13 protein-coding genes and 1 rRNA gene are annotated in these 11,605 nt (G+C 41.5%); 3 read left to right on the forward strand and 11 right to left on the reverse strand.

Annotated features, from left to right (window positions below; genetic code table 11):
* From aroC to MM817_RS12905, 5 genes are all read right to left on the reverse strand, one after another.
* Positions 1 to 1,173 (reverse strand): chorismate synthase, encoded by a 1,173-nt coding sequence (gene aroC / locus MM817_RS12885; protein WP_241715834.1) that lies wholly within the window; start codon positions 1,171 to 1,173, stop codon positions 1 to 3.
* Between the two features lie 152 nt (positions 1,174 to 1,325).
* On the reverse strand, positions 1,326 to 2,324 hold the full coding sequence (locus MM817_RS12890; RefSeq protein WP_241715847.1) for a M42 family metallopeptidase: 999 nt from the start codon (positions 2,322 to 2,324) through the stop codon (positions 1,326 to 1,328).
* Positions 2,324 to 3,349: a M42 family metallopeptidase gene (locus MM817_RS12895; RefSeq protein ID WP_241715849.1), complete on the reverse strand. Its 1,026-nt coding sequence runs from the start codon at positions 3,347 to 3,349 to the stop codon at positions 2,324 to 2,326. The genes MM817_RS12890 and MM817_RS12895 overlap by 1 nt, the downstream gene beginning before the upstream one ends.
* The gene (locus MM817_RS12900; protein WP_241715851.1) at positions 3,331 to 4,398 is read right to left on the reverse strand and encodes a zinc-binding metallopeptidase family protein; all 1,068 of its coding nucleotides are present in this window, start codon (positions 4,396 to 4,398) and stop codon (positions 3,331 to 3,333) included. Before MM817_RS12900 ends, MM817_RS12895 begins: the two co-directional genes overlap by 19 nt.
* A 39-nt stretch (positions 4,399 to 4,437) precedes the next feature.
* The gene (locus MM817_RS12905) at positions 4,438 to 5,370 is read right to left on the reverse strand and encodes an RluA family pseudouridine synthase (protein ID WP_241715853.1); all 933 of its coding nucleotides are present in this window, start codon (positions 5,368 to 5,370) and stop codon (positions 4,438 to 4,440) included.
* 91 nt (positions 5,371 to 5,461) lie between these two features.
* Between MM817_RS12905 and MM817_RS12910 the strand changes: the two genes are divergently transcribed.
* Positions 5,462 to 6,109 (forward strand): hypothetical protein, encoded by a 648-nt coding sequence (locus MM817_RS12910; protein ID WP_241715855.1) that lies wholly within the window; start codon positions 5,462 to 5,464, stop codon positions 6,107 to 6,109.
* Here the strand turns inward: MM817_RS12910 and MM817_RS12915 are convergent.
* From MM817_RS12915 to MM817_RS12935, 5 genes are all read right to left on the reverse strand, one after another.
* The gene (locus MM817_RS12915; protein ID WP_241715857.1) at positions 6,104 to 6,760 is read right to left on the reverse strand and encodes a 3-oxoacid CoA-transferase subunit B; all 657 of its coding nucleotides are present in this window, start codon (positions 6,758 to 6,760) and stop codon (positions 6,104 to 6,106) included. The genes MM817_RS12910 and MM817_RS12915 overlap by 6 nt on opposite strands.
* Positions 6,761 to 6,776: 16 nt before the next feature.
* Complete coding sequence (locus tag MM817_RS12920) at positions 6,777 to 7,469, reverse strand: CoA transferase subunit A (RefSeq protein ID WP_241715859.1); 693 nt, start codon at positions 7,467 to 7,469, stop codon at positions 6,777 to 6,779.
* Between the two features lie 49 nt (positions 7,470 to 7,518).
* Positions 7,519 to 8,163, reverse strand: coding sequence for a GNAT family N-acetyltransferase (locus MM817_RS17285; RefSeq protein WP_241715861.1), 645 nt, complete (start codon positions 8,161 to 8,163; stop codon positions 7,519 to 7,521).
* Between the two features lie 74 nt (positions 8,164 to 8,237).
* Entirely contained in the window at positions 8,238 to 8,567 is a 330-nt protein-coding gene (locus tag MM817_RS12930) for a toprim domain-containing protein (protein WP_241715863.1), read from the reverse strand.
* A gap of 63 nt (positions 8,568 to 8,630) precedes the next feature.
* Positions 8,631 to 9,050, reverse strand: a complete 420-nt coding sequence (locus tag MM817_RS12935; RefSeq protein ID WP_241715865.1) for an acyl-CoA thioesterase — start codon at positions 9,048 to 9,050, stop codon at positions 8,631 to 8,633.
* 299 nt (positions 9,051 to 9,349) lie between these two features.
* Between MM817_RS12935 and MM817_RS12940 the strand changes: the two genes are divergently transcribed.
* Both MM817_RS12940 and MM817_RS12945 read left to right on the forward strand, forming a co-directional pair.
* Positions 9,350 to 10,747 (forward strand): hypothetical protein, encoded by a 1,398-nt coding sequence (locus MM817_RS12940; protein ID WP_241715867.1) that lies wholly within the window; start codon positions 9,350 to 9,352, stop codon positions 10,745 to 10,747.
* Between the two features lie 285 nt (positions 10,748 to 11,032).
* Entirely contained in the window at positions 11,033 to 11,380 is a 348-nt protein-coding gene (locus MM817_RS12945) for a rhodanese-like domain-containing protein (RefSeq protein ID WP_241715870.1), read from the forward strand.
* Positions 11,381 to 11,530: 150 nt separating this feature from the next.
* On the opposite strand, the gene rrf is transcribed toward MM817_RS12945, so the two are convergent.
* Positions 11,531 to 11,605: ribosomal RNA gene (gene rrf / locus MM817_RS17685) — 5S ribosomal RNA — on the reverse strand; the annotation flags it as partial.

Here is an 11,605-nt window from a genome sequence, read left to right on the forward strand (position 1 = left end):
TCAGGAGCGCTCCTTTAATTGTAAAAGATAGCTTTCAAAGTTCCGTTTCACTTCTTTTATCGAATCTCCACCAAACTTCTCCATAAAAGCTTCGGCGATTACCCACGCAACCGCATTTTCACCCACAACGGCTGCAGCTGGTGCCGCACATGCATCCGATCTCTCTATAGTGGCAAGATAGGGTTCTTTTGTTACCATATCAACGCTTGGAAGAGGTTTGTAGAGAGTAGGGATCGGCTTCATAGCCGCACGTATGACAATAGCTTCGCCGTTTGATATACCACCTTCAATACCACCTGCACCATTTGTCGTACGATAAAAGCCACGTTGCGTTTCATAGTAAATAGCATCATGCACGGTAGATCCAAGTTGACGGGCAGACTCAAACCCGGATCCTATCTCGACACCTTTAATCGCTTGAACGCCCATCAACATACCGGCTATACGTCCATCTAATCTTCGATCCGGCATCGCATAACTACCAAGTCCTACCGGCACTCCAGTTACAATCACTTCGAAAATACCACCCACTGTATTCCCCTGCTCTTTAGCAGCATCAATGGCGGCCATCATCCTTTTTTCAGCCTCTGGATCAGCTGTGCGTACAGGGGACTGTTCTGCAAGTCGCGCCATTTCTTCCATCGTCATGGTATGAAGAGTCTCTGTATTCACGGATTCATGTCCGATTTGGATGATATGGGAGAACAGATGGATATGAAAAGCAGCCAGTAATTGTCGTGCAATCGCTCCAACTGCGACAAGTGTTGCTGTATTGCGCGCACTCGCCCGTTCTAGAGCATCTCGTATATCTGAATAATCGTACTTCAAAGCAGCCGCTAGGTCTGCATGCCCAGGTCGAGGTTTTGTAACAACTTGCAAGTCATTTGGCGGTAGCCCAGTAGGAGACATCCGTGGTCCCCAGTTTTTATAATCGCGATTCGCAATAGTAAAAGAAAGCGGTGAACCACGTGTTTTACCAAACCGTAAACCAGACGTAAATTCAACTTGATCTGTTTCGATTTTCATTCGATATCCACGACCATATCCTTGCTGGCGACGCCATAATTCATAATTGACTTGTTCATTATCTATAGATAAGTAGGCTGGTAGCCCTTCAATGATGGCCATGAGTGCAGGGCCATGAGATTCTCCGGCAGTTAAGTAGCGTAACATCGCTGGCCCTCCTTTTGGGATTTGTCACATTATACTACAAACTACGATCATTGTGATGTACTTTACCTAGATACATGAAGAAATGAGATTGAACTACACAGGAGGTTGCATACATCCCCTCCCGTGTACGTGTACTCAGAAACACATATAGGTTAAGAAAGTCGACCTAAAAAGCTCCCTAATACTTTTTTAGCGCTTGTGACGTCCTCTAAGTGCACCATTTGCGATGGCGTCCCGACATAACGTGCGGGAACAACTAAGCCACAAGTAGGAATGCCATCTTGAGTAAGAAAAATAGCACCTGCATCGCTTGTCGTTCGCGGTGACACCTCAATTTGATAAGAAGCTTCGACTGCTTTCGCTGCATCTACTAACTGATCACGCCATTTTGGAGCTACGACCATTCCTGCATCAAGAACTTTAATACCAACACCTTGACCTAAGGAAAGTGCTAGTCTCTCGGATTTAGGTGTATCACCAGTAGGACTTACATCAAGAACTACAGCAACAGATGGGTGAATACGATGCCCAGCAACTTTCGCCCCACGTGACCCTACTTCTTTTTGTACAGAAAATACACCTACAATTGTGTGGTTACTCTGTGCATGTTGCAAGGCATCGATTAATAACGCGCATCCTACGCGGTTATCGAGTGCATGACCAACCAAAAGTTGCTCAGAAACTTCGTCAAAACCATAGGCGAACGTTGCAGCATCTCCTATCTCAACAAACTCTTGCGCAGTTGATTGGCTATTGGCTCCAATATCCACAAAAAGATGTGAAAACTCTAAATCCTTCATAGCAATTCCGTGCTCCGCACCAACAATACCTCTTCTTCCCGTGCGTGCAAATACCACGCGTGCCCCAACGAGAGCCGAGGGACGCAACGGTCCTAGCGGAGATATTCTCAAAAAACCTACATCATCAATGTCGATCACACTAAGAGCCGGTTCATCCATATGTGCCACGATCATGACTGTTTTTTCATGTGTACTCGATGATCCCTTTTTAATTGCGTAGAGATTGCCAAGTACATCTTCATAGCATTCATCTACAAAAGGACGAATAAGTTCTTCAATCACATTTTTTACAGGGAGTTCATACCCGGATGGACCTGATGGAATAGTAAGTGTATGAATGAGATCTTTCATTATGCAGTAAAACCTCCTTGTTCAATGCTGCGAAGTACAGCTTCTAAAAGTTCTACAGTATGATCATAATCGTCAAGGCTAATCATTTGCGATGGTGCATGAATATAGCGAGTAGGTACACTAATAGCCGCACTGACTATTCCCATCCCCGTGAGATGAATGGCTCCAATATCGTTTGCACCACCTACTGTTCTGCGTAGCTGTACGGGAATACCTGCTTGCTTACCAACCTTTATAATGTGCTCTCTAAACGCACGATGTCCGATCGTGCGGGCGTCAACTACCGAAACTGCTGGGCCTGCTCCTTGAATCGTTGATTGACCATGTGAAGGTGTCTCGATAACATCAAAACAAACTGTGCCTTCAATAACAATTGAAAGATCAGGCTGTACCCGATAAGCCACAGGACCCGCGCCACGTAAACCTGTTTCTTCTTGAACGGTAAAGGCGTAAACGATAGGCAAGTCAAATTGTTTCTTTAACGTCTCGACAAGTACAGCACATCCCACTCGATCATCGAAGGATTTGGATTTCGCACGACGATCTCCCACTTCCTCATACGTAGTAGCAAATATAGCAAGATCACCTGGTGCCACATATTTTTCCGCTTCTTCTCGTGAGTGAGCTCCAATGTCGATATACAATTGATTCAATTCTAGTGGGTGTTCGCGTTCTTGTGGCTGTTGTAAATGCACAGCTTTTGATCCAATCACGCCAAACATTCTTTTTTTACCAACTAGTACAGGTTTAGACACTAAGATGCGCGGATCTACGCCACCCAACGGACGAAAGCGCAATAAACCATGATCATCGATGTCTACAATCATAAATCCAACTTCGTCCATATGTGCTGCAAGTAAAATCTTAGGTCCTTTTGCTTTGGGATTAGTCTCTACAATTAATGTACCTAATGCGTCTGTGTAGATGTTTTCGCTGTATGATTTGACCTCTTCATAGATGACTTGACGAATCTCATCTTCAAATCCAGAGGGTCCGGATGCCTCTGTTAATCGTTTAAGTAACATGTGAGCCCCTCCACAAACGCAGCGTCAATTTTCGCAATAAAGCGTGCTAGTAAAACACCGGTAAGCCGTACGTCCTCAAAATCAAGCGTTTCTACTGATGTATGCATATAGCGAAGTGGGATAGACAGAAGTGCAGTAGGAATGCCCACTTGAACAATTTGCATAGGATCTGCATCCGTCCATGTAGGACCTTGACTCACTTCAATTTGTAATGGGATGTTTTCTAATTGTGCGATCTCTTTTAACGCGGTAAAAAGTTTCGGATGAATGCGTGGTCCAAGTGTTAAAACAGGTCCTGCCCCAAGTTTCTTAGCTAGATCGGATGTGACACCTGGCGTTTCCCCGTGACAAACATCAATTGCTACAGCTATATCAGGCATGAGGCCAAAAGCAGCTGTCTGCGCCCCTTTGCTACCGATTTCTTCCTGCATTGTACCGACTGCAAATACATCAGCCGTATGACGAAGTTTACGCAATTCATCAAGGCATATAGCCATAGCCGTAACACTAGCACGGTTATCCATCGCTTTACCACTCATGCGATCCCCAAGAAGTTGCATCGTATTACGATGCATTGTAATACGATCACCAACCGTTACCACTTCTAAAACATGCTCCTCACTCATACCAAGATCAATAAATAGTTCATGTAGCGGAATTGATTTTTGTCTTTCTTCTAATGTCGAAAGATGTGGTGGCTTTGAGCCTATAATGCCGATGAGAGAATCCCTTCCATGAACAACTACTTCTTGCCCGAGTAGTGTTCGCGGATCAAAACCTCCAACTTGTGCTACTCGCAAAAAACCGCCTTTTTCAATTTTAGAAACCATCAGGGTGATTTCATCTGTATGTGCAGCAATCATGACACGCGGGTGTATAGATTCCCCTTCACCTTTTACAAGGAGTGTAAGATTACCCACTGAATCTGTGGTGCTCTCATTGACTAAAGCGTGTGTTGCCTCCTCTAAGACACGAGTGACGCGCGCCTCGTCTCCTGAACCACCTGCTGTTTCTGTCAAGCGGATCAGCAGTTGTTTGCCATCCAGCAAGTTGATACCCTCCATATGCTGCATATTTGCAGCGGTCAGTTATGATTCATGTACTTGATGTGCTAGTTTTTTTTCGAGTTGTTGTAAGTCATCAGGTAATTCACTAACGCATACAATGTACTCTTTTGTAACAGGGTGTACAAAGGTAAGCTGATAAGCATGCAAAGCCTGTCTAGATATAAATGGAATAGAAGAGATCTCCTCGCCATATAGAGTATCCCCTAGAACTGAATGCCCTACGGAAGAAAGGTGCACTCTAATCTGATGAGTTCGCCCTGTTTCTAATATCACACGTACTTTTGTTGCGTATCCCTGTTCATATCTACATAAGACTTTAACATGTGTCACTGCAGGTTTGGCAGATGGAAGATCACCAGTTACATCCACTATGCGTTTTACCGTTTGGTCTTGCGCTATTCCAATTGGTGTATCGATAGTCAAATCATCATTTTCCATAAGGCCATACACGAAAGAAAGATATTCGCGGTGAATATCCCGCTTGCGTAGAGCACGAGATAGCCTTTCATGGGCAAGTTTATGCTTAGCGATCATGAGCAATCCTGATGTATTGCGATCGAGGCGATGCACAGGACGAAAACGATACGATTCTCCTCGACTGCACATGTGAAATGCAACGGCGGAGGCAAGTGTTCCCGTTCGTTCTCGACTTGTAGGATGAACAAGCAAGCCAGCTTGTTTATTGACGACAAGAAGGTGCTCATCTTCATATGCGATATCTAAAGCAATTGGTTCAGGTGGAAAATGTACTTCTATTTCATCCACCTGTAATACTGTGATTTTGTCATGAGTATGAATTCGACTTGTTAAAAATATGGGCTTCCCATTTAACTGAATATGCCCAGCATTGAGTAGATCGCGGCGTAGCCTTTTGCTTAAAGCAAGGTGGCTAAGTACATTTTTGACCATCAGACCATCTTCATCTGCAGTCACAATTTTTTCGAAATAAAGCACTAAACGAACCGCCTTTATGGCATGTGTTGTCCACTCGTGTGTATACTTGTACAAATGCCTATTCATGACTAGCTTTTGCGAGGTGTTACACATGAATTCAAGAAATCCAAACATCAATCAATCACGTGATTATGAAAAAAAACAAGTTGCAAGTATTACGAAAAAAAGTTTCGTAGCAGGTTTTTTTACAGGAATACTGATTGTATTAGTTACTCTTGTTCTATTTGCTGTAGGTACTCTTCGTTATTTAGAGCAAAAGGCTCAGCAAACTTCTGTTTTTGCAATTGCTCCTGACCAAGGATCAAATAATAGCAGGGTACAACTTTACTTTCCATTGGACAAGTTTCTCTCGTGGCGTTCGTCTAGTAAACTACAACTAGGGATGGTTGGCGATGAAGTTTCTATCCATTTAAACGTTCATCCTTTTACCCAATTTCCTGTACAAGTTGCAGTATCCATTCAAGGGGTCCCCAATGTGTACCATGGTTATTTTATGCTTAGTCAAGTACATGGTTCTGTTGACGGATTACCGGTTCCTACTCCGTGGTTACTCACAGCTATCTCTGATGAGGGTGCACAATATGGCGTACATGTAAGTAGCCATAAAGATGCACTTTATATTGAAAAAACGTTTGGTGAATACCGTCTGGTAGGATACGATGCGCAATCGCAAGATTTGATTATATCGCTTCCAGTACAAACTGTAGAACATGCTGCAAGAGGACAAGTCGCTCTATAAAGCCATCTCTGTTATTGGATGAACAACGAGCAGTGGGGCACCTGTAAGGTTCCTCACTTCTTGTTCTGTATGTCCTGGTGCAATTTCAAGAAGTACTAACCCTTCAGATGTTACATCGATAACTGCTAAATCAGTAATAATGCGATTCACTACACCTTTCCCTGTTAACGGTAGCGCACAGGTTTTAAGAATCTTCGGGTCGCCATTTTTGCTGACATGGTCCATAGTGACGATGAGTCGCTTTGCGCCATGTACTAGGTCCATAGCTCCCCCCATGCCTTTTACCATCTTACCTGGAATCATCCAATTGGCAAGATCACCTGTTTCAGATACCTCCATAGCACCTAAAATGGCTACATCGATATGCCCACCACGAATCATTGCGAAAGACTCTGCACTAGAAAAAAAGGATGAGCCTTTTACAATAGTGACTGTTTCCTTCCCTGCGTTAATCAAATCCGGATCAACTTGATTATCTGTCGGATAGGGACCAATACCAAGTAGTCCATTTTCCGAATGCAAAATTACATCTGCATCACTAGGTATGTAGTTTGCAACAAGCGTAGGCATACCGATGCCAAGATTAACATAAGAGCCTTTAGGGATTTCTTTTGCTGCACGTTGTACAATTTGTTCACGTGTAAGTGCCATGTAAGTTTACTCTCCTCTAAGCCCGAATTGTCCGTCGTTCAATTCGCTTTTCATAATGTTCACCTACTATGACGCGTTGTACGTAAATACTTGGTGTGTGAATCTGAGCCGGATCCAATTCGCCTGTCTCTACAATTTCTTCGACTTCGACAATGGTAATTTTACCCGCTGTAGCCATCATAGGATTAAAGTTTTGAGCTGTTTCGTGAAAGATTAAATTACCTAAACGATCTGCTTTCCATGCTTTAATTAATGCAAAATCCGCGGTGATATGATATTCCAGCAAGTATTCTTTACCGTTTATTTCGCGTGTTTCTTTTCCTTTTGCAATCGGCGTCCCTACTCCTGCAGGTGTATAAAATCCGCCAATACCTGCTCCACCTGCACGAATTCTTTCTGCAAGTGTACCTTGTGGTACCAGTTCAACTTCTAGTTCACCACTCAAATACTGACGTTCAAACGTTTTATTTTCTCCTACATAAGAAGAAACCATTTTTTTAATTTGCTTGTTTTGTAGCAGGAGACCAAGTCCGAAATCATCGACACCGCAATTATTACTAATGCACGTAAGATCACTGATACCGCTTTCTTGAATAGCTGCAATTAAATTTTCCGGGATCCCAACTAGACCAAATCCCCCAACTAATAGTGTGCTACCTGGTTTTATATCGGCTATAGCTGCTAATGCTGATGGGTAAACCTTATCCAAGAATCACTCCTCCTCTCTTCATCATACTATCATATCAAGAGACAGTCCGTCATGTGCTAGTGCTTGTAATAGGTGATCTTTTTATCATGCGATAGTCAACAATTGCGTATCCATTTTTTTGATATAATTGAACTGCGTCGACATTCGTTTTTGTTACGAAAATTTGAAAGGCGCGAGTTCCGCGGTTAGATAGCCATTTTTCAGATTCTTGTAGTGCAAAGGTTCCGGCTCCCTGCCCACGCCATGTTTCTTCCATATACATTTCACCAATGATTCCGATCCTCTCCATGCTAAGTGGATCTAAAGACTCTGTAATAAAGACATACCCGACATTTTCACCAGAAGCAGTTTCAATCATCAGCGCTAGTCCTTCATTTTGAGTCATCATTCGATTGATCTGAGAAACGAATGTGGCTGCCTCTTGACGATTGCGTAACATACGCCTCGTTTCTTGTGCATCGTGTGGTAATAAAGCCATTTTTCTCCACATGTCATTTTGTAATACAACAATCTCCGTGTGGTATTGTTCAACGCGTTCGCGGTCGCGCATAAATTGAAATGGTCGCGCAACATAAGTCGTTGTATGGACTGGTTGTAATGAGATTTTCGTCGTTGTCTGAGGAGTTTTCTTGTTTTTGGTTAATTGATGTCTCTGAGTTTTCTTCTGTGTTTTTGGATATGCTTTACGCGGCACATGCTTTCGCTCCCTTAACGTAATTTGCGGTATTGTTGGATTTTACGCAAGGGAGCTTGGGCACATGTGTATCGTCAGCTGATTTCTGACAAAAGTTCATATCGCTCTAAAATGTGCATGAGATAAACAATTGGAGTTTTTTCCACACCTCCATATTCAGCCTTCGTGTGTAAATGGATGGCATCTGGAATTTCTTCAGTGAGTATCCCTCTTATTCTTCTGCCCGCTTGATCTTGATCAGTAAATACATACACCTTTGCATCACCAATCGCATTTTTTAGTTGCATTAAGTGTTCATGTGTCGGAATTCCGTAAGTACATAGAACCAAAGTATCTCTTTTAATTAAAGAAGCTAAACGTTCTTTGTCGTGTTTGCCTTCTACGATGATAATATTTTCATGCATAGCGCAACACTCCTTTAAGTACAAGCGCAGTGAGTTCAAGCAATTGTACTTGCTTTTTAGTGATTACCGTATGTCTGGTACGCCGTCTGGGGCACTCATGTGCTTTGATAAAATCTCTCGGACATCAGCTGTAATCGGTGTAGCCTGTTGGTCTTTATAATCATAGCTAATCATGACTGCTTGCCCTCGTGCAACCCATAAACCATCAGCATTTTGCAATGCGTGTTCAATCATCATGCTCGATGAACCAATGCGGCTAAGCCATGTGTATACCGTAATAGTTTCTGCAAATGTGACTTGCCGTAAATAGTCACATCTCGTTGAAGCTACAATTAAATTCCATTCGTTGAGGTCTAGTGTTGGAATAAATAATGAAAATAGATCAACTCGTGCTTCCTCCATATACACATAATATGTCGTGTTATTCACATGACCTAAACCATCGCACTCACTAAATCGTACATTTATTTGTTTTGTAAACATCGCTAATCTCCTCCTTCGTTGTGAAACAGAAAATGATAATCGTATTGTCACTATGTACTACTCTGTGTTTGAGCCATACAGCTATGTTTAAGAATCAAAGAGACATCTAAACTCATCTGTATTATAACGTTACTCAAAATAATTTTCAGAGAGACAAGGAAAAGCCTTAATTTAGCGGTTAATATTACGTACACATTATTTTTTATTACAAAAACATTACAAAATGGGCTGTTCATCTTCTTGCATATATCGTAAGATGACATTGAGGTTACAAAGAGATGTATGCGGAGGAACATGAGATGAATAAAAAAATCGTTACAGGCACACTTGTTGTGGGTTTAGTAGTGGCGTCACTAGTAGGTACAAGTCAGATAAAACAACATGCATTTGCATCACAAGTACACCTGATGCCAAAGCAAACAGTAACTGAGCGAAAGTTTCCATGGCCTTACCATGCAATGCTTGCTATTGAATCTGATGCGGACCACACCGATCTTAGAAAGTTTAATATCATCCATGAATTTTTAAATACAAAATCCGAAACGATGCTCGGACAAGGTTTAGGACTAGACATTTCGGACTCGTTTTTTCTATACAACGGCTCTAATGAACCACGTAAAATTGATTACAATGGTGAAACTGTAAAAAATGAGATGACTATGTTTGATGGAATATCTAATATTCCATCAGCGGATGCACCAATACTACTGTACTATATTCGCCATGGATGGATTGATACTTTCCATAGTGCAGGCGATTTTTCACGTGTCAACTCAAGTACAACTATATTTTCGCGAGAACTCGAAATCAATGCTCTCAATTTTTTAAAGAAGCAAAACGAGGTTCCAATTACTGTTTTCACTGATCATGGAAATCAATCAAACGTTGCAAACTTTGGTTCATATACCGCATTTGATCAATATATGGAGGGTGATAACCCACAATCGAAGTATTATATCACAGACCTACTAGAGCAAGAGGGAGTTCGTTATGTATGGTCAGATCACTTTGGCGATCAATTTAGCTATCCGTCCATGATTTATCCTATTACATTGCGAGACGGCTCGAAAATGTGGGGGTTTTATCGCTTCACAGGAACGCGAAAAGTGGCATATGAACCCGGACTAGGTCAGGTTGCCAATTGGGATACGATGTGGAATCCAGCAGACTTAGGAGAACAGTTAGATTCTTCTCGCCTAAATGCATTAGTACAATCAGGCGGATACACTATTATCGCAACCCATTTAGAGGGTAATGCTAATCTATTTCCATTTAATTATTCTACAATCGAGGCATTAGTTCATCTTTCGCATATGCAAGATCACGGATTGATTCTAGTCGCAAGTACTAGTCGCTTATTGCAATATAATCTCATGCAACAAGGATTACGTGATCAAATTCTATATCATGCATCGACTGGGACTACCGACATTAATATCACTCAAATTATTGATCCTGTAAATGGTGACTTTATACCAACTGTCAGTCAACTACACGGCATCACCTTTACTTTAAAAGACCCATCTGATGCAATGATCAGCATACATGGAGTTCCAATACCTGACTCTGATATCGTTCGTTCTTTACACACGATCGGAATACGTTGGTATACACCTGATACAACAAATTGGGCAATCACAACCACAAGTCCAATATATGCTCATCTAAAACAAGAGATGGAGACCCTTATGAAGTAGAGAATCTTATGATGCAATCCTCCCTACTTCTACGATTGATTAAAGCAACATGTAATACCTTATTGGACAAATAAATTCTCTGCTTTAGGGAACCCTATACTAAATGACCAGTAACAACTATTTTGTGTTACTGGTTCATAAATACACCTTATTTTTTATACTACATACATAACGGCTATAATGAAAAGTAATATGGGGATGAAAACAAATAATGATGTTGATCTAAGTTAACATAATATTATTATTGTAATATTGCTTAGGTTAACCTATAAAGGTGGAGTTCATTTGAATTTATTAAATTTATTTCGTCACCCAAATCAATTAATAGATCTAACACCGCAAGAAGTTCAAAATAAATCTGTTCACGGAGCATCTTATATCATAGATGTTCGTTCTAAAGGTGAGTATCAATCTGGACATATTGATGGTGCACAACATTATCCTTTAGGTCAAGAACATGAAATTCTTAACCATTTTTCAAAAGAAGATCATATAATTCTTATTTGTAAAACTGGCCATCGCAGTCAAGCAGCAGCAAATGAATTATTTAAACTTGGATTTATTCATGTATCCCATCTAAAAGGTGGAATGGACAAGTGGAAACGCGAGGAAAAACCTGTGAGAAAAGAATAATAAATGAAACAATTGAGTAACAACCATCCCATAGATGATATGGTGATGGTTTTTACCTAATTGAAAGTAAGATTCATACCCATGCAAAAAAGAACGACAGAGTCTAGGGCTTCATAACCTTAGACTCTCTCGTTCTCGTATCGTGCACTTGCCTGGCAACGACCTACTCTCCCAGGACCCTGCGGTCCAAGTACCATCGGCGCTGGAGGGCTTAACCTTCGTGTT

It is taken from the genome of Sulfoacidibacillus ferrooxidans, from assembly GCF_022606465.1.
In the GTDB taxonomy this organism is placed as follows: domain Bacteria; phylum Bacillota; class Bacilli; order Alicyclobacillales; family SLC66; genus Sulfoacidibacillus; species Sulfoacidibacillus ferrooxidans.